The organism is Pseudomonas sp. R11-23-07 (assembly GCF_003852295.1).
In the GTDB taxonomy this organism is placed as follows: Bacteria; Pseudomonadota; Gammaproteobacteria; order Pseudomonadales; family Pseudomonadaceae; genus Aquipseudomonas.
Map to the genome: position 1 here is coordinate 1918064 of NZ_CP027761.1, position 19071 is coordinate 1937134.

General features: G+C 59.4%; 15 protein-coding genes. 11 read left to right on the forward strand and 4 right to left on the reverse strand.

Going from position 1 to position 19071, the window contains the following annotated elements; all coding sequences use genetic code 11:
- Window positions 1–194 precede the first annotated feature (194 nt).
- Together C4J84_RS08820 and C4J84_RS08825 are read right to left on the reverse strand one after the other, a co-directional pair.
- Window positions 195–983: a VacJ family lipoprotein gene (locus C4J84_RS08820; RefSeq protein WP_124361970.1), complete on the reverse strand. Its 789-nt coding sequence runs from the start codon at window positions 981–983 to the stop codon at window positions 195–197.
- A complete protein-coding gene (locus tag C4J84_RS08825; protein WP_057722697.1) occupies window positions 976–2274 on the reverse strand; it encodes a serine/threonine protein kinase in 1299 nt (432 codons plus the stop codon). Before C4J84_RS08825 ends, C4J84_RS08820 begins: the two co-directional genes overlap by 8 nt.
- A 235-nt stretch (window positions 2275–2509) precedes the next feature.
- On the opposite strand from C4J84_RS08825, the gene C4J84_RS08830 reads away from it, so the two are divergent.
- Window positions 2510–2878: a hypothetical protein gene (locus C4J84_RS08830; protein WP_124403555.1), complete on the forward strand. Its 369-nt coding sequence runs from the start codon at window positions 2510–2512 to the stop codon at window positions 2876–2878.
- Window positions 2879–2983: 105 nt separating this feature from the next.
- On the opposite strand, the gene C4J84_RS08835 is transcribed toward C4J84_RS08830, so the two are convergent.
- Window positions 2984–4537, reverse strand: coding sequence for a glycosyl hydrolase family 17 protein (locus C4J84_RS08835; protein ID WP_124406720.1), 1554 nt, complete (start codon window positions 4535–4537; stop codon window positions 2984–2986).
- 333 nt (window positions 4538–4870) lie between these two features.
- On the opposite strand from C4J84_RS08835, the gene C4J84_RS08845 reads away from it, so the two are divergent.
- From C4J84_RS08845 to C4J84_RS08855, 3 genes are all read left to right on the forward strand, one after another.
- Window positions 4871–5722 carry a glycine betaine ABC transporter substrate-binding protein gene (locus C4J84_RS08845; protein ID WP_124435182.1) on the forward strand — a complete coding sequence of 284 codons (852 nt, stop codon included), beginning with the start codon at window positions 4871–4873 and terminating at the stop codon, window positions 5720–5722.
- A gap of 261 nt (window positions 5723–5983) precedes the next feature.
- Window positions 5984–6295 carry a DUF485 domain-containing protein gene (locus C4J84_RS08850; protein WP_124361973.1) on the forward strand — a complete coding sequence of 104 codons (312 nt, stop codon included), beginning with the start codon at window positions 5984–5986 and terminating at the stop codon, window positions 6293–6295.
- Entirely contained in the window at window positions 6292–7950 is a 1659-nt protein-coding gene (locus tag C4J84_RS08855) for a cation acetate symporter (RefSeq protein ID WP_124435183.1), read from the forward strand. The genes C4J84_RS08850 and C4J84_RS08855 overlap by 4 nt, the downstream gene beginning before the upstream one ends.
- A gap of 239 nt (window positions 7951–8189) precedes the next feature.
- Here the strand turns inward: C4J84_RS08855 and gltA are convergent, their stop codons facing one another.
- Window positions 8190–9479 carry a citrate synthase gene (gltA, locus tag C4J84_RS08860; protein ID WP_124361975.1) on the reverse strand — a complete coding sequence of 430 codons (1290 nt, stop codon included), beginning with the start codon at window positions 9477–9479 and terminating at the stop codon, window positions 8190–8192.
- Window positions 9480–9844: 365 nt separating this feature from the next.
- Here gltA and sdhC point away from each other — a divergent pair, with 365 nt between their 5' ends.
- The 7 genes from sdhC to lpdA all read left to right on the forward strand — a co-directional run bounded on the left by sdhC (window position 9845) and on the right by lpdA (window position 18977).
- Window positions 9845–10219, forward strand: coding sequence for a succinate dehydrogenase, cytochrome b556 subunit (sdhC, locus tag C4J84_RS08865; RefSeq protein WP_124361976.1), 375 nt, complete (start codon window positions 9845–9847; stop codon window positions 10217–10219).
- Window positions 10213–10581, forward strand: coding sequence for a succinate dehydrogenase, hydrophobic membrane anchor protein (gene sdhD / locus C4J84_RS08870; RefSeq protein ID WP_003233245.1), 369 nt, complete (start codon window positions 10213–10215; stop codon window positions 10579–10581). The genes sdhC and sdhD overlap by 7 nt, the downstream gene beginning before the upstream one ends.
- 3 nt (window positions 10582–10584) lie before the next feature.
- The gene (sdhA, locus tag C4J84_RS08875; protein ID WP_124370170.1) at window positions 10585–12357 is read left to right on the forward strand and encodes a succinate dehydrogenase flavoprotein subunit; all 1773 of its coding nucleotides are present in this window, start codon (window positions 10585–10587) and stop codon (window positions 12355–12357) included.
- An 11-nt stretch (window positions 12358–12368) separates the two neighbouring features.
- The gene (locus C4J84_RS08880) at window positions 12369–13073 is read left to right on the forward strand and encodes a succinate dehydrogenase iron-sulfur subunit (protein ID WP_003172807.1); all 705 of its coding nucleotides are present in this window, start codon (window positions 12369–12371) and stop codon (window positions 13071–13073) included.
- A 256-nt stretch (window positions 13074–13329) separates the two neighbouring features.
- The gene (locus C4J84_RS08885) at window positions 13330–16161 is read left to right on the forward strand and encodes a 2-oxoglutarate dehydrogenase E1 component (RefSeq protein ID WP_124435184.1); all 2832 of its coding nucleotides are present in this window, start codon (window positions 13330–13332) and stop codon (window positions 16159–16161) included.
- 44 nt (window positions 16162–16205) lie between these two features.
- A complete protein-coding gene (gene odhB / locus C4J84_RS08890; protein WP_124366429.1) occupies window positions 16206–17432 on the forward strand; it encodes a 2-oxoglutarate dehydrogenase complex dihydrolipoyllysine-residue succinyltransferase in 1227 nt (408 codons plus the stop codon).
- Between the two features lie 108 nt (window positions 17433–17540).
- Window positions 17541–18977 (forward strand): dihydrolipoyl dehydrogenase, encoded by a 1437-nt coding sequence (gene lpdA, locus C4J84_RS08895; RefSeq protein ID WP_124370171.1) that lies wholly within the window; start codon window positions 17541–17543, stop codon window positions 18975–18977.
- Window positions 18978–19071 lie beyond the last annotated feature (94 nt).

A 19071-nucleotide genomic window follows, 5' to 3' on the forward strand; every position in this document is an offset into this window, starting at 1 on the left:
AAAAGGCCATTCAGTCGAATGGCCTTTTTTGTGGTCAAGAGATGATCGTTCCCTCGCTCCGCGTGGGAATGCATCCCGTGACGCTCCGCGTCACTCTTGCGCAGGTGCTGGATTTTGCGCTGAAAGCGGGACGCGGAGCGTCCTGGGTGGCATTCCCACGCGGAGCGTGAGAACGATCTTGTAAGGGGCGTTGTTTACTCGGCAATCTGCAACTTGCGCGATTCCGTGTAGATATAGCGCACCTTCTCGTACTCGAACGGCGAGTTCATCTGGCCGTAGCGGAAGCTGGTCTGGTAGCGCTTGTCTACGGCGCGCAGGGCCCAGATTTCCGGGTGGTTGGAGCTGACTTCGGACACGTTGAGGAAGTTGATCTGCGATTCGGCGGTGTAGTCCACCAGCAAGCCTGCGGTATCGCGCAGGTTCGACGGGCCGAAGATCGGCAGAACGACGTAGGCGCCGCCCGGCACACCGTAGAAGCCCAGGGTCTGACCGAAGTCTTCGCTCTGGCGCGGCAGGCCCATGGCGGTAGCCGGGTCCCACAGGCCGGCGATGCCGATGGTGGTGTTGACCAGCAGGCGTCCGGTGGTCTCCAGGGAGCGATGGCCCTTGAGTTGCAGCAGGCTGTTCAACAGGTTGGGCACGTCGCCCAGGTTGTTGAAGAAATTGCTCACGCCGGTGCGCAGGAAGCTCGGCGTGACGTAGCGGTAACCGTCCACCACCGGCAGGAACACCCATTGGTCGAAGCGATAGTTGAAGTGGTACACGCGGCGGTTCCACGACTCCAGTGGATCGTAGACGTTGAGCGCGGTCAGCGACGAGCGCTCGAATTCACGCTGGTCCAGGCCGGCGTTGAACTTGAGTTTGGTCAACGGTTCCTTGAAACCGTCGGCACCGACCTTGACCGGTTCATGGGCCTTGCTGTTGTCGGCATTGGCCACGCCCGCGCACATCAGTGCGGCAAGCAGCAGAAGATATTTAGCCACGGAAGAACTCCAGCATGGCGTCGGCGTTGACGCGGTAATTGAGGTTGCCGCAGTGGCCGCCCAGCGGGTAGACGGTCAAGCGATCGCCGAAGGTTTTACGCAGGAAACCCAGGTCGCCCGGGCCGAGGATCACGTCGTCGGCGTTGTGCATCACGGCGATCTTCGGGCTGGCGTGCAGGTAGTCCTTGAGCGCATACAGGCTGACCTGGTCCACCAGTTGCAGCAGGCTGCCGCCGTCGGAGCGGGCGCGCCACATCGGGATCACCTGTTCGGTGAGGTAGCAGTCGAAGTCGCACTGCAGGGCACGCTTGAGGAACGGCGTGAGGCTGGTGCCTTCGGTGATCGGGTACTTCGGCGGGATGATCAGGCCCCGACGGTTGATCAAGTCCGAGGTGAAGGCGATGTCGGCAGCGGAGAAACGGAACGAGGTGCCGATCAGCATGGCCATCTGTTCGTTGGTCAGGTGCTGCTTGGATTGCTGGAAGTCGTAGAGCAGGGCGTCGTTGAGGTCGATGTAGCCCTTTTGCTGGAAGTAGCGGGTCAGCTTGCTCAGCACCAGCTCATAGAAGGTGGTGGTGTTGTTGATGCCCTTGACCTCGGTCTGTACCAACTTGTCGAGGTTGGTGATCGAGGTGTAGAGGTTGACCGGCGGGTTGAGCAGCAGGACTTTCTTGAAGTTGAAGCTGCGACGGGTTTCGTCGAGCTTGCTGACAAACGCCGCGTCCAGGGCGCCCAGGCTGTAGCCGGTCAGGTAGAAGTCAGTGACCGGCAGCGATGCGTTCTGCGCGCGCACGGCTTGCATCACGCGGTACATGTCTTCGGCGTCTTCCTGGGTGATGCCCGGGGTGGCGAAGCGCGACGCGGCGCTGATGAAGTCGAAGCTGGTCGGCGACGACAGCTGCACCACGTGATAGCCGGCCTGGTAATACAGTTTCTTCAGGTATTCATTGATGCTGCTGTCAAACCGCGCACCGGTGCCGGCGATCAGGAAGATCAGCGGCGCGGCGCGGTCCTGCTTGGCAATGCGGTAGGTGAGTTTCTTCACCGCCCAGAAGTTGTCCGGCAGGCTGAACTCGCGCTCGGGGCGCATGTTCAAGGTGTAGTCGGATTGATTGATCTCGTCGTCAGTCGGCAGGGTTGGCCGAAGATCGGGCGGCGTGGTGGCAATGGTCGCTTCGAACGGGTTCGTCAAAGGGTAGCCATAGCTGGCCTGGTCGATATCGACCGCCAGTGCTGACGCACTCAAAAAAAGGCTGCCCAGCAAGGCAGCACAGCGCAAGGAACGGAGCATGACTTAATCCCTAGGAGGAAAGGTGCTGAATGAAATTCGCAGGCTATGACCACCGCGTTGCCACCGAAGTGCCAGCCCTCGGCACGAAAAGTCGGAAAAAAACGTCGGAATCGGAGTAATAGCTGGCAGAAGATACACTTTGCCACGCATTGATGAACAGATATCTGCGCAGACACCTTGCTAACGGCCGCCGTGGGATTAAGCTGAGCGCCGTTTTTGCCTATCGGAGTGCCCCATGTCCCGTCGTTTGCCGTTGATCCTGCTGCTTATCGCCCTGCCGTTATGGTTGGCGGCCAGTTACGCCGCGCGTTATGGCTTTATGGAAGACGGGCAGTGGGTCGGCATTTGTGCGGATGAGGCCAGCCGTTGGGAATGCCAGGTGCGTTCGAACCTGGGCTTGATGATTCATTTCAAGGTACTGGGCTGGGCCGCGCTGGTGACCTCGGTACTGGCGTTTTTCGTGCCGGGCCGGGCGGGATGGGGCCTGGCGGTGCTGGGGCTGGTGTTTGGGTTGCCGGCACTGGCGTTGTACAACACCACGTTTGCAGTGTTTGCTGTGGTGATTGCAGGGTTGCGGTTGGTCAGGAAGCCTCGCGTCGCCTGATAAGGCCAATCGGGGGCAAGCCCCCTCCCACATTTGACCGCATTCACAAATGGAAATGTGTGAACTCAATCAAGTGTGGGAGGGGGCTTGCCCCCGATGGCGGTGTTAGGACTTGCGCACCCGCAAGCAACGCCACAAAGCTGCAACCATCATCACACTCACCACCGCCCACCCCCACGCCTGCTGATTCAATAAACCTTCCCGGAACAGCTGCGGCGCAATGCCGGCACCGATGATGAAGGCCAGCAACGCAATCTCCCGACGCGGCCCGCTCACCGGGCGCACCAGGTACACCAGGGCAGGCAACACCAGTGCCGCGCTGGGGAAGCTGCGATAACGCGGGTCAAACACCAGCGCCAGCATCATCACCGCACCGGCAAAGCCGGCAATCGCCACCAGCCAGCCCGCACGTTGCTGCAGCCAGTTGAATGCGCGTTCACGCCAGCCGTCCCTGGCGCTGAGTGCCAGGGCGGCGTGGGCCAGTACCAGCAAGTTCAACACCACCAGCAAGCCGGCCCACACCCATTCATCATTAAAGCGCGCGGTGACGCGGGTCAATTCGGCCCAGGTGCCGAGGGAGCATGCGGCAATCGCACCCAGCAGCGGCAGTGCGAGGGCCGCGCGGGTTGTGCGCACGCGCCCGCCTAAAACCAATGTGCCCAGCAGAATCATCCCACCAACGCCCAACCACAGCGGCCAGTACGGAACGTTGCTGACTGGCCCGGCGAGGGTGCCCTTGTCCTGGCGATCAGCATCGAACAGGCCCCAATAACCGCCCACTGCGCCTTCACTGGCGCGCTTCCAGGGCTGGTCAAAGGCTTCGATCAGGTTGTAACGCCAGCCATTGGCTTCGGCCATGGCGACAAAACCACGCATGAACTTGGCTTCGTTGACCCGGCTTGGCAAGGCAGTTTCGCGCTGGCGGCCTTCACTGGGCCAACCGGTTTCGCCGATCAGGATGTCCTTGGGCGCGAACTTGTGACCGAAGGTCTGGCGCACATCGCCTACGTGCTTGAGCGCCTGGTCGATGCCGGACGGCTCATCTTCCCAGTACGGCAGCAGGTGAATGGTCAGGAAATCCACCGCCGGGGCAATTTCCGGGTGTTGCAGCCAGAACTCCCACACATCGGCGTAGGTGACCGGTTGCTTGATCTGGCGCTTGACCGTTTGGATCAGCGTCACCAGTTGTTTGGCGGTGACTTCCTTGCGCAACAGCGCTTCGTTGCCGACGATCACCGAGGTCACTACGTCCGGGTTGGCATTGGCCGCCGTGATCAACTCGTCGATTTCCTTTTGAGTGGCTACCGGGTCACTGCTGACCCAAGCGCCGGCCATCACCTTCAAGCCATGCTTGCGCGCCATGCCCGGCAAGGCTTCCAGGCCGGTCATGGAATAGGTGCGGATGCATTCAAAGCGTGTGGCCAGCAGGGCCAGATCGGCGTCCATGCGCTCGGGGCGCAGCTGGAATGGCTGGTCGAACGGCGACTGGTCCTTGTCGAACGGCGTATAGGACGCACATTGCAGCTTGTGGCTGGCGCTCGCCACATCCGGCAGCACCACCGGCCGGCCGAGGCCATACCAGTAGCCGACGAGGGCAAGCAAGCCAATGAACAAGGCGAAAACATAGGGCAGGGCAGGGAGGCGGGCAGTCGCGGGCATGGTCGGCTTATCTGGGGGAGCAAAGGCGCGCATCTTACCCGTAATTGTCGCGTTCCAGTGGGGCTGCATACTTTTGACATGCAAAGTTCGGGCGGGAACAGGTGGGCAAGTCCTGCAAAGTGGTCTACTGGCGATGTGATGTCGTTTCTTGCTCAACCAAGGTCGCTGACAGAGCAGGGCAAAGGCCTACGCAGGTTGATGATAAAACTGTCAGTACTCCACTGATGCCTCAGCAACCGGATCGATGCGCGTGAAGGGGGCGCGGTGCACCGTATAACAACAGGTTGACGTCGCTCGGCATTCGTCGGGCGCAGCACTTTCGGGGAAGCACATATGAAGATGCGACGACTCTTGGGCGCAGCTGCCACTCTGGTAGTTGCGATGGGCTCCACACTGGCCAGCGCCGACAGCAAAACCCTGAGCATCGGTTACGTGGACGGCTGGTCCGACAGCGTTGCCACCACCCATGTGGCGGCAGAAGTGATCAAGCAGAAGCTCGGCTATGACGTGAAACTGCAAGCGGTCGCCACCGGGATCATGTGGCAGGGCGTTGCCACCGGCAAGCTCGACGCCATGCTGTCCGCCTGGCTGCCGGTGACTCACGGTGAATACTGGACCAAGAACAAGGATAAAGTGGTCGACTACGGCCCCAACTTCAAGGATGCAAAAATTGGCTTGATCGTGCCGGAGTACGTCAAGGCCAAGTCCATCGAAGACCTCAAGATCGACACCACGTTTAAAAACAAGATCGTCGGCATCGACGCCGGTTCAGGCGTGATGCTCAAGACCGACGAAGCCATCAAGCAATACGGCCTTGACTACAAACTGCAAGCCAGCTCGGGCGCCGCAATGATCGCCGAACTGACCCGCGCCGAAGACAAGCAGGAATCCATCGCCGTCACCGGTTGGGTGCCGCACTGGATGTTTGCCAAGTGGAAACTGCGTTTCCTGGATGACCCAAAAGGAATTTATGGTGCTGCTGAAACCGTCAACAGCATTGGCAGCAAGGGCCTGGAGAAGAAAGCGCCGGAAGTCGCGGCCTTCCTGAAGAAATTCCAGTGGGCCTCCAAGGATGAAATCGGTGAAGTCATGCTCGCTATCCAGGAGGGCGCCAAGCCTGATGCAGCGGCCAAGGATTGGGTGGCCAAGCACCCTGAGCGTGTGGCTGAGTGGACCGCTAAATAACCCTGCATCTTGATGCAATCCCTTGTGGGAGGGGGCTTGCTCCCGATAGCGGTGTGTCAGCCAGCCAGTTTTCAGCTGACACACCGCCATCGGGAGCAAGCCCCCTCCCACATTAGTTTTGCACCGCCTCAAATTTTTCTGTGCTCCAGCAATCCCTCGCTACACTCGATCTACTACTAAGGTCGTCTGGAACCCTTTCCACAGCCGCATACAGTGGATACGTTCCAATAATAAAAAAGCTGTGCTGCGAGGATAAAAACAATGAACGACAGCATTTACCTCTCGATTCAAAACAGCCCCCGTTTCAAGGAGCTGGTCAGAAAAAGAGAAAAGTTCGCCTGGATTCTCTCGGCGATCATGCTAGGGCTTTACTCCGGTTTCATCCTGTTGATTGCCTACGGGCCACACGTGCTGGGGGCCAAGATCAGCCCCGGTTCGTCGATTACCTGGGGCATTCCCCTGGGCGTCGGACTGATTGTGTCCGCCTTCATCCTGACCGGCATCTACGTACGCCGGGCCAATGGCGAATTTGACGACCTGAACAATGCGATTCTCAAGGAGGCTGCGCAATGATTCGGCGTCTATTAGCGGTACTCGGCGCTTCGCTGTTTGCTCCGGCCCTCTGGGCGGCCGACGCATTGACCGGCGAAGTGCAAAAGCAACCCCTGAATGTCTCGGCCATCGTGATGTTTGTCGCGTTCGTCGGCGCTACCCTGTGCATCACCTACTGGGCGTCCAAGCGCAACAAATCGGCGGCCGACTACTATGCGGCCGGCGGCAAGATCACCGGTTTCCAGAACGGCCTGGCGATTGCCGGCGACTATATGTCGGCGGCGTCCTTCCTGGGGATTTCCGCGCTGGTGTTCACCTCCGGCTACGACGGCCTGATCTATTCGATCGGCTTCCTGGTGGGCTGGCCGATCATTCTGTTCCTGATCGCCGAGCGCTTGCGCAACCTGGGCAAGTACACCTTTGCTGACGTGGCGTCCTATCGCCTCGGGCAAACCCAGATCCGCAGCCTGTCGGCCTGTGGTTCGCTGGTGGTGGTAGCGTTCTACCTGATCGCGCAGATGGTCGGCGCGGGCAAGCTGATCCAACTGCTGTTCGGCCTCGATTACCACGTTGCGGTGATCCTGGTCGGTATCCTGATGTGCATGTACGTGCTGTTCGGCGGCATGCTGGCGACCACCTGGGTGCAGATCATCAAGGCGGTGCTGTTGCTGTCCGGTGCCTCGTTCATGGCGCTGATGGTGATGAAGCACGTCAACTTCGACTTCAACATGCTGTTTTCCGAGGCGATCAAGGTTCACCCCAAAGGTGAAGCGATCATGAGCCCGGGCGGCCTGGTGAAAGATCCGATCTCGGCGTTCTCCCTGGGGCTTGCGCTGATGTTCGGTACTGCGGGCCTGCCGCACATCCTGATGCGCTTCTTCACCGTGAGTGATGCGAAAGAAGCGCGCAAGAGCGTGCTGTATGCCACCGGCTTTATCGGCTACTTCTATATCCTCACGTTCATCATCGGCTTTGGCGCGATCCTGCTGGTCAGCACCAACCCGGCGTTCAAGGATGCCGCAGGCGCCTTGCTGGGCGGCAACAACATGGCGGCGGTGCACCTGGCCAACGCGGTGGGCGGCAGTATCTTCCTGGGCTTCATCTCGGCCGTGGCCTTCGCCACCATCCTTGCGGTGGTTGCCGGCTTGACCCTGGCCGGTGCCTCGGCGGTGTCCCATGACCTGTATGCCAGCGTGATCAAGAAGGGCAAGGCCAACGACAAAGATGAGATTCGCGTGTCGAAGATCACCACGGTCGCCCTGGCAGTGCTGGCTATCGGTCTGGGTATCCTGTTCGAAAGCCAGAACATCGCGTTCATGGTCGGCCTGGCGTTCTCGATTGCGGCCAGCTGTAACTTCCCTGTGCTGCTGCTTTCCATGTACTGGAAAAACCTCACCACCCGTGGCGCCATGATCGGCGGCTGGCTCGGCTTGATCAGCGCCGTGGGCCTGATGATCCTGGGTCCGACCATCTGGGTGTCGATCCTGCACCACGAGAAGGCTATCTTCCCGTATGAATACCCGGCGTTGTTCTCGATGATCATCGCGTTCGTGGGTATCTGGTTCTTCTCCATCACCGACAAGTCGGCGGCGGCAGAGAAAGAGCGTGCGCTGTACTTCCCGCAGTTCGTGCGTTCGCAGACTGGCCTGGGGGCGAGTGGGGCGGTTAACCACTAAGCCTGTAACTAGATGAGAAATGCCCCGGTCGAAAGGCTGGGGTATTTTTTTGCCTTGGATTTAGTGGTGTCTGGGTGATGGTCATCGGGAGCAAGCCCCCTCCCACAGTTGACCGAGTTCCAACATGAGAATGCGGTCAACTGTGGGAGGGGGCTTGCTCCCGATAGCGGTATGTCAGGCGACCCAAACAAAAACGGCCTCCACTAAGGGAGGCCGTTTTCAATGCAGCTCAGCAATGCTTACTTGCGATCTTCCAGCTTGGTAATGTCACGCGACTCGTAGCCGGTGTACAGCTGGCGCGGGCGGCCAATCTTGTACGGGCTCGAGAGCATTTCCTTCCAGTGGGAGATCCAGCCCACGGTCCGCGCCAGGGCGAAGATCACGGTGAACATGCTGGTTGGAATGCCGATCGCCTTGAGGATGATCCCCGAGTAGAAGTCGACGTTCGGGTACAGCGAGCGTTCGATGAAGTATGGGTCGGTCAGGGCGATCTCTTCCAGGCGCATGGCCAGTTCGAGTTGCGGGTCGTTCTTGATGCCCAGTTCCTTCAACACTTCGTCGCAGGTCTGCTTCATTACGGTGGCGCGCGGGTCGCGGTTCTTGTAGACCCGGTGACCGAAGCCCATCAACTTGAACGGATCGTTCTTGTCCTTGGCCTTGGCGATGAAGGTGTCGATGTTGGACACATCGCCGATTTCATCGAGCATGGTCAAGACGGCTTCGTTCGCACCGCCGTGGGCAGGGCCCCAGAGTGCGGCGATACCGGCGGCGATACAGGCGAACGGGTTGGCACCCGACGAACCTGCCAGGCGCACGGTAGAGGTGGAGGCGTTCTGCTCGTGGTCGGCGTGGAGGATGAAGATCCGGTCCATTGCCTTGGCCAGCACCGGGCTGATCGGTTTGATCTCGCACGGGGTGTTGAACATCATGTGCAGGAAGTTTTCCGCGTACGTCAGGTCGTTGCGCGGGTACATCATGGGTTGGCCCATGGAGTACTTGTAAACCATCGCGGCCAGGGTTGGCATCTTGGCGACCAGGCGGATCGCGGAAATTTCGCGATGCTCGGCGTTATTGATGTCCAGGGAGTCGTGATAGAAGGCCGACAGGGCGCCGACCACGCCGCACATGACGGCCATCGGGTGGGCGTCGCGACGGAAGCCGTTGAAGAAGGTCTTCAACTGCTCGTGAACCATGGTGTGGTTCTTCACGGTGCTGACGAACTGGGCCTTTTGCTCGGCTGTTGGCAGTTCGCCATTTAGCAGCAGGTAGCAGGTTTCCAGGTAGTCCGACTGTTCAGCCAGTTGTTCGATCGGGTAGCCGCGGTGCAGCAGGATGCCATTGTCGCCGTCGATATAGGTGATCTTCGACTCGCAAGAAGCGGTCGACATGAAGCCTGGGTCGAAAGTGAAACGGCCCGTGGCCGTCAGGCCCCGTACGTCGATAACATCGGGACCAACGGTGCCGGTTAAAATGGGCAGCTCGACGGGGGCTGCGCCCTCGATGATCAACTGCGCTTTTTTGTCAGCCATGTGGCCTCCTATTTATGCTTCAAATCATCAGACAGACCCCCCACGCAGGGCCCGCACCACTATAGTGAGATAAATTCAGATGTCAATTTGCCTAAAGTCTTGCTCCAGAAGGCTTTAACCGTACTTTTTCGTCGAAATTGCCTGCCATTTACGCCTTTTATCGCGTCAGCGCAATCAGCTATTAGGGTGAGGTGTGCGCGTTGTCATTAGTAACCTAACTGTCTATACTCGGCCACCGACCGCCAAGGGCTTTTGGGCTTGCTTTCATTGGGGGTCGCACTCCCTGGGTGGTGCTTACCTGACCAGTCGCACTCCCCAACAACTTTGCCCTGATTGTTAGGGGCTCTTCAGTGTGAAAAAAAGCCGTGAATAGCCAACGACCTGTAAACCTAGACCTAAGGACCATCAAACTCCCCATCACCGGCGTTACGTCGTTCCTGCACCGTGTTTCCGGCATCATCCTGTTCCTGGGCCTGGGCATCATGCTTTACGCATTGAGCAAATCCCTGGGTTCCGCGGAAGGTTACGCCGAGGTGAAGGCAACCTTGACCAGCCCACTGGCCAAGTTCGTAGCGTGGGGCCTGCTGTCCGCTCTGCTGTATCACCTGGTAGCCGGTGTGCGCCACTTGATCATGGATGCGGGTATCGGTGAGACGCTGGAAGGCGGCCGCCTGGGCTCGAAAATCATCATCGCCATTTCCGTGGTGCTGATCGTTCTGGCAGGAGTTTGGATATGGTAACCAGCGTAACGAATCTGTCGCGTTCGGGCCTCTATGACTGGATGGCACAGCGTGTGTCTGCGGTCGTTCTCGCGGCTTATTTCATTTTCCTGATCGGATACCTCGTCGCAAACCCGGGCATCGGCTACGAGCAATGGCACGGCCTGTTCGCCCACAATGCGATGCGAATCTTCAGTCTGCTGGCCCTTGTGGCCCTGGGCGCTCACGCCTGGGTCGGCATGTGGACCATCGCGACCGACTACCTGACGCCAATGGCGCTGGGCAAGTCCGCGACCGCAGTCCGTTTCCTCTTCCAGGCAGTATGCGGCATCGCGATGTTCGCTTACTTCGTCTGGGGTGTGCAGATTCTTTGGGGTATCTGATTCATGGCTAACATTCCTACTATTTCATTCGACGCCATCATTATTGGTGGCGGCGGTGCCGGCATGCGCGCTGCGCTGCAGCTGGCCCAGGGTGGGCACAAGACCGCCGTGATCACCAAGGTGTTCCCGACGCGTTCGCACACCGTATCGGCCCAGGGTGGCATTACCTGCGCCATCGCTTCTGCCGATCCGAACGATGACTGGCGCTGGCACATGTACGATACCGTCAAGGGTTCCGACTACATCGGTGACCAGGACGCTATCGAGTACATGTGTCAGGAAGGCCCGGCTGCGGTGTTCGAGCTGGACCACATGGGTCTGCCGTTCTCCCGTACCGAGCAAGGCCGTATCTATCAGCGTCCGTTCGGCGGCCAGTCCAAGGACTACGGTAAAGGTGGCCAGGCTGCCCGTACCTGCGCCGCGTCCGACCGTACCGGTCACGCGCTGCTGCATACCCTTTATCAGGGCAACCTGAAAGCCGGTACCACGTTCCTGAACGAGTACTACGCTGTCGATCTGGTGAAGAACGGCAAGGGCGAGTTCGTCGGCGTGATCGCCATCTGCATCGAAACCGGTGAAACCACCTACATCCGCGCCAAGGCTACCGTGCTGGCGACCGGCGGTGCAGGGCGTATCTACGCGTCGACCACCAATGCCCTGATCAACACCGGTGACGGCGTCGGCATGGCTCTGCGTGCAGGCGTACCGGTACAAGACATCGAAATGTGGCAGTTCCACCCGACCGGCATCGCCGGCGCCGGTGTACTGGTGACCGAAGGTTGCCGTGGTGAAGGTGGCTACCTGATCAACAAGCACGGCGAGCGTTTCATGGAGCGTTATGCGCCGAACGCGAAAGACCTTGCTGGTCGTGACGTCGTGGCCCGTTCGATGGTTAAAGAGATCATCGCCGGCAACGGCTGTGGCCCGAACGGCGACCACGTACTGCTCAAGCTCGATCACCTGGGCGAAGAAGTGCTGCACAGCCGTCTGCCAGGTATCTGCGAGCTGTCCAAGACCTTTGCTCACGTTGACCCGGTGGTTGCGCCGGTGCCAGTGGTTCCGACTTGCCACTATATGATGGGCGGCGTGCCGACCAACATTCATGGCCAGGCGATCACCCAGAACGCCGACGGTGTGGACGAGATCATCCATGGTCTGTTCGCGGTAGGCGAAGTGGCCTGCGTATCGGTTCACGGTGCCAACCGTCTGGGCGGCAACTCGCTGCTCGACCTGGTGGTATTCGGCCGCGCTGCCGGCCTGCACCTGGAAAAAGCCCTGACCGACGGCATCGAATACGATGACGCCACCGACGCCAACATCGAAACCGCCCTGGCGCGCCTGAACGCTCTGAACGAGCGCACTGACGGCGAAGACGTGGCAACCCTGCGTCGCGAGCTGCAAAGCTGCATGCAGAACTACTTCGGTGTGTTCCGTACCGGCGAATACATGCAGAAGGGCATCGCCCAGCTGGCCGACCTGCGCACGCGCATCGCCAACGTCAAGATCAACGATAAGAGCCAGGCGTTCAACACCGCTCGTATCGAAGCCCTTGAGCTGCAGAACCTGCTGGAAGTGGCAGAAGCGACTGCGATCGCCGCCGAGGTTCGTAAGGAATCCCGTGGCGCCCACGCTCGTGAAGACTTTGAAGACCGCGACGACGAGAACTGGTTGTGCCACACCCTGTACTTCCCGGGTGACAAGCGCGTGACCAAGCGTGCCGTGAACTTCTCGCCGAAGACGGTGCCGACGTTTGAACCGAAGATTCGGACTTACTAAGGGTGGCTGCCATGTTGAAAGTCAGTGTTTATCGCTACAACCCTGATCAGGACGCCGCGCCGTTCATGCAGGAGTTCCAGGTCGATACCGGTGGTAAAGACCTGATGGTGCTGGATGTACTGGCACTGATCAAAGAGCAGGACGAAGGTTTCTCCTATCGTCGCTCTTGCCGTGAAGGTGTGTGCGGTTCCGACGGCATGAACATCAACGGCAAAAACGGCCTGGCGTGCATCACGCCGCTGTCCGCCGTGGTCAAGGGCAACAAGCTGATCGTTCGTCCACTGCCAGGTTTGCCGGTTATCCGTGACCTGGTTGTCGATATGAGCATCTTCTACAAGCAATACGAGAAAGTTAAGCCATTCCTGCAGAACGACACGCCGGCTCCGGCCATCGAGCGTCTGCAGTCCCCGGAAGAGCGTGAAAAACTCGACGGCCTGTACGAGTGCATCCTGTGCGCTTGCTGCTCGACGTCCTGCCCATCCTTCTGGTGGAACCCGGACAAGTTCCTGGGCCCGGCTGCGCTGCTGCAAGCCTACCGCTTCCTGGCAGACAGCCGTGACACCAAGACGTCCGAGCGTCTGGCTTCACTGGATGACCCGTTCAGCGTATTCCGCTGCCGCGGGATCATGAACTGCGTCAACGTATGTCCCAAAGGCCTGAACCCGACTAAGGCCATTGGTCACATCCGTAACATGCTGCTGCAAAGCGGCGTGTAACTGACGTAAAAGCAGGACCGTTGTGCCCGTAAATGCTGCGGCGCAGGCTTCAACCGGCGCCGTAGTTTTAACTTGAGCAGCGACTTACAAAGCCGCGGCTCTTATTTTGAAGAAATGAGACAAGCAGGGGCATTCGGGTTGGTACCCGAACTATCAGCGTGATCCTAAGTGGCTTGTTTTGGTCGCTGCACTTGGCCTTTTGCAAGCAAACTCGGTGTTTTCGCCGGTGGTGTCCCCAAATCGAGGGTGACCAAGCATGCAAGAAAGCGTGATGCAGCGCATGTGGAACAGCGGCTATCTTTCAGGTGGTAACGCTGCCTATGTGGAAGAGCTTTATGAGCTCTACCTGCACGACCCTAACGCTGTGCCAGAAGAATGGCGCACCAAATTTCAGACGTTGTCTTCAGACGGCAACGCTGCCACCGATGTATCGCATGCTGCGATTCGCGATCATTTCGTGCTGCTGGCAAAGAACCAGCGCCGCGCCCAACCGGTTTCCGCCGGCAGCGTGAGCAGTGAGCACGAGAAGAAGCAAGTTGAAGTACTGCGACTGATCCAGGCTTACCGTATGCGTGGCCACCAGGCGGCCCAGCTTGACCCGCTGGGGCTCTGGCAGCGTCCTGCACCTGCTGACCTGTCGATCAATCATTACGGCTTGACCAATGCCGATCTTGATACGACCTTCCGTGCCGGCGACCTGTTCATCGGCAAAGAGGAAGCGAGCCTACGCGAAATTCACGAAGCGTTGCAGCAGACATATTGCCGCACCATCGGCGCTGAGTTCACGCACATCACCGATTCCGAGCAACGCCAGTGGTTCCAGCACCGTCTGGAAGGCGTGCGTGGCCGTCCGGTATTGTCCGCCGATGTGCGCAGCCACTTGCTTGAGCGCGTGACTGCCGCTGAAGGTCTCGAAAAATACCTGGGTACCAAATACCCGGGCACCAAGCGTTTCGGCCTGGAAGGCGGCGAAAGCCTGATTCCGATGCTCGACGAGCTGATCCAGCGTTCCGGTTCCTACGGCACCAAGGAAGTCGTGATCGGCATGGCCCACCGTGGTCGCCTGAACGTGTTGGTCAACACCTTCGGCAAGAACCCGCGCGAGCTGTTCGACGAGTTCGAAGGCAAGAAGAAGGTCGAACTGGGTTCCGGTGACGTTAAATACCACCAGGGCTTCTCGTCCAACGTCATGACCACCGGCGGTGAAGTTCACCTGGCCATGGCCTTCAACCCCTCCCACCTGGAAATCGTTTCTCCAGTGGTCGAGGGTTCGGTGCGGGCTCGCCAGGATCGTCGTAACGACACCACCGGTGAAAAGGTGCTTCCGATTTCCATCCACGGTGACGCGGCGTTCGCCGGCCAAGGCGTGGTCCTGGAAACGTTCCAGATGTCGCAGACCCGCGGCTTCAAGACCGGCGGTACGGTTCACATCGTCATCAACAACCAGGTTGGCTTCACTATCAGCAACCCGCTGGATGCGCGCTCCACCGAGTACGCCACCGACGTTGCCAAGATGATCCAGGCGCCGATTCTCCATGTGAATGGCGATGATCCGGAAGCCGTACTGTTCGTGACCCAGTTGGCCGTTGACTACCGCATGCAATTCAAGCGTGACGTGGTGATCGACCTGGTTTGCTACCGCCGTCGCGGTCACAACGAAGCGGACGAACCAAGCGGCACCCAGCCGTTGATGTACCAGCAGATCACCAAGCAGCGCACCACCCGTGAGCTGTACGCCCAAAGCCTGACCAAGGCCGGCGTGCTGGATGATGCGCGTGTTCAGGCGAAAATCGATGAATACCGCAACGCGCTGGATAACGGCCTGCATGTAGTTAAGAGCCTGGTCAAGGAGCCGAACAAAGAGCTGTTCGTCGACTGGCGTCCGTACCTGGGTCACACCTGGACCGCGCGCCATGACACCAGCTTCGACTTGAAGACCTTGCAGGAGTTGTCTGCCAAGTTGCTGGAAATCCCTGAAGGGTTCGTGGTTCAGCGCCAGGTTGCGAAGATCTACGAAGACCGTCAGAAGATGCAAGCCGGCGGCCTGCCGATCAACTGGGGTTACGCCGAAACCATGGCGTACGCGACCCTGGCGTTCGAAGGTCACCCGATCCGCATGACCGGCCAGGACATTGGCCGCGGTACGTTCTCGCACCGTCATGCCGTGTTGCACAACCAGAAAGACGCGGGCACCTACATCCCGTTGCAGAACCTGTACGAAGGCCAGCCACGTTTCGACCTGTACGATTCGTTCCTGTCCGAAGAAGCCGTACTGGCGTTCGAATACGGCTACTCCACCACCACGCCGCAGGCGCTGGTGATCTGGGAAGCCCAGTTCGGCGACTTCGCCAACGGTGCCCAGGTGGTTATCGACCAGTTCATCACCAGCGGCGAGCACAAGTGGGGCCGTCTGTGCGGTCTGACCATGCTGTTGCCCCATGGTTATGAAGGCCAGGGTCCGGAGCACTCCTCGGCCCGTCTGGAGCGTTACCTGCAGCTGTGCGCCGAGCACAACATCCAGGTGTGCGTACCGACGACCCCGGCGCAGATCTACCACTTGCTGCGTCGCCAGGTAATCCGCCCGCTGCGCAAGCCGCTGGTCGTGTTGACTCCCAAATCGCTGTTGCGTCACAAATTGGCCGTTTCGACCCTGGAAGACCTGGCCGAAGGTTCGTTCCAGACCGTTATTCCAGAAATCGATACGCTGGACGCCGCCAAGGTCACTCGCCTGATCCTGTGCAGCGGCAAGGTCTACTACGATCTGCTGGAAAAACGCCGTGCCGAAGGCCGCGAAGACATCGCCATCGTGCGTATCGAGCAGCTTTACCCGTTCCCGGAAGATGACCTCATGGAGATCATCGCGCCTTACACCAACCTGACGAATGTCGTGTGGTGTCAGGAAGAACCGATGAACCAGGGCGCCTGGTACAGCAGCCAGCATCACCTGCGTCGCAGCATCGGCAACCACAACAAGGCTTTGGGCCTGGAGTACGCCGGTCGTGATGCATCTGCTGCACCTGCTTGTGGCTACGCGTCGATGCACGCCGAGCAGCAGGAAAAACTGCTGCAAGATGCTTTCACTGTTTAACGCCTTCGCGCTGACTGAAACCGAATTTTAAGGACCTACAGATAATGGCTATCGAAATCAAAGCCCCGTCATTCCCGGAATCGGTTGCCGATGGCACCGTTGCCACCTGGCACAAGAAACCAGGCGAGGCCGTCAAGCGTGACGACCTGATCGTCGACATCGAGACCGACAAGGTTGTGCTGGAAGTGCTGGCCGAAGCCGACGGCGTGCTGGGCGCGATCGTTGCAGAAGAAGGCGCTACCGTTCTGTCGAACCAGGTACTGGGCTCGATCGAAGAGGGCAGCGCTGCTGCCGCGCCTGCTGCTGCCGCACCGGCTGCCGCTGCCTCTGCTGCCCCGGCCGCCGCTCCGGCTGCAGGTGGCGAAGACCCAATCGCTGCACCGGCTGCGCGTCAACTGGCTGAAGAGAACGGTATCAACCTGGCTTCCATCAAAGGCACCGGCAAAGACGGCCGTGTTACCAAGGAAGACGTGGTTGCGGCTATTGAAGCCAAGAAAAACGCTCCGGCTGCCGCACCTGCCAAGGCCGCTGCTCCAGCTGCCGCCGCGCCTGTATTCGCCGCCGGCGACCGCACCGAGAAGCGCGTACCGATGACCCGTGTACGTGCCACCGTGGCCAAGCGCCTGGTTGAAGCTCAGTCGAACATGGCGATGCTGACCACGTTCAACGAAGTCGACATGACTGAAGTCATGGCCCTGCGTTCGAAGTACAAGGATCTGTTCGAGAAGTCCCACAACGGCGTGCGCCTGGGCTTCATGTCGTTCTTCGTGAAAGCGGCCACCGAAGCGCTGAAGCGCTTCCCGGCAGTCAACGCTTCCATCGACGGCGCCGACATCGTTTACCATGGCTATGCAGACATCGGCGTTGCCGTGTCCAGCGACCGTGGCCTGGTGGTTCCGGTTCTGCGTAACGCCGAGCTGATGAGCCTGGCCGAAATCGAAGGCGGCATCGCCGGCTTCGGCAAGAAAGCCCGTGACGGCAAGCTGACCATCGACGAGATGACCGGCGGTACCTTCACCATCACCAACGGTGGTACCTTCGGTTCGATGATGTCGACGCCGATCGTCAACCCGCCACAAGCTGCGATCCTGGGCATGCACAACATCATCCAGCGTCCGATGGCCATCAATGGCCAGGTCGTGATCCGCCCAATGATGTACCTGGCGCTGTCTTACGATCACCGCCTGATCGATGGTAAAGAAGCCGTGACGTTCCTGGTGACCATCAAGAACCTGCTGGAAGACCCGGCTCGCCTGCTTCTGGATATCTAAAAAGCAGCTGCAGGTCGCAAGCTGCAAGCGCCAAGCCCAAAGCGGCGAGCGGTGCTTTCAACTTGCGGCGTGCGGCTTGTAGCTTGCAGCTAAAAAGGGAACCTTTTTATGACACAGAAATTTGACGTTGTAGTGATTGGTGCAGGCCCTGGCGGCTATGTTGCCGCCATCAAGGCCGCACAACTGGGCCTCTCGACTGCTTGCATCGAAAAGTACACCGACAAGGAAGGCAAACTGGCGCTGGGTGGTACCTGCCTGAACGTGGGTTGCATTCCTTCCAAGGCGCTGCTGGACAGCTCCTGGAAATTCCACGAAGCCCAGGATGGCTTCGCGATCCACGGTATCAACCATGCTGGCGTGACCATGGACGTGCCAGCGATGGTCGGCCGTAAAGCCAACATCGTCAAAGGCCTGACTTCCGGCGTTGCCACCTTGTTCAAGGCCAACGGCGTTACTTCCCTGCAAGGTCACGGCAAACTGCTGGCCGGCAAGAAAGTTGAAATCACCAAGCCGGACGGCTCGGTAGAAATCATCGAAGCCGAAAACGTGATCCTGGCCCCTGGTTCGCGCCCAATCGACATCCCGCCTGCACCGGTTGACCAGAACGTGATCGTTGATTCGACCGGCGCCCTGGAATTCCAGGCCGTACCTAAGCGCCTGGGCGTCATCGGCGCCGGCGTCATCGGCCTGGAACTGGGTTCGGTATGGTCCCGCCTGGGTTCCGAAGTGACCGTGCTCGAAGCCCTGGACACGTTCCTGCTGGCTGCCGACACCGCCGTGTCCAAGGAAGCCTACAAGACCCTGACCAAGCAAGGTCTGGACATCAAGCTTGGCGCCCGTGTTACCGGTTCTAAAGTCAACGGCGAAGAAGTGGTCGTGACCTACACCGACAAGGAAGGCGAGCAGACCATCACCTTCGACAAGCTGATCGTAGCCGTTGGTCGCCGTCCAGTGACCACCGACCTGCTGGCTTCCGACAGCGGCGTGAGCATCGATGAGCGTGGTTTCATTCACGTTGACGATCACTGCGCAACCACCGTGCCGGGCGTTTACGCGATCGGCGACGTGGTTCGTGGCATGATGCTGGCCCACAAGGCTTCCGAAGAAGGCATCATGGTTGTCGAGCGCATCAAGGGTCACAAGACCCAGATGAACTACGACCTGATTCCATCGGTTATCTACACCCACCCGGAAATTGCATGGGTCGGCAAGAACGAACAGCAGTTGAAAGCTGAAGGCGTTGAAGTTAACGTCGGCACCTTCCCGTTTGCCGCTTCTGGCCGTGCCATGGCAGCCAACGACACCGGTGGTTTTGTCAAAGTCATCGCTGATGCCAAGACTGACCGCGTATTGGGCGTCCACGTGATTGGCCCAAGCGCTGCAGAACTGGTTCAGCAAGGCGCTATCGGTATGGAATTCGGCACCAGCGCCGAAGACCTGGGCATGATGGTCTTCTCCCATCCGACCCTGTCCGAAGCGTTGCACGAAGCAGCGTTGGCTGTGAATGGCGGCGCCATCCACATCGCCAACCGCAAGAAGCGCTAAGCGAGATAATAAGAAACCACGGCGGAGTTGCCCGTCGTGAGCCTTGCGCGCAAGACTCACCGCGGAATATCCGCTGGACGCAGCCTTGCGCAGC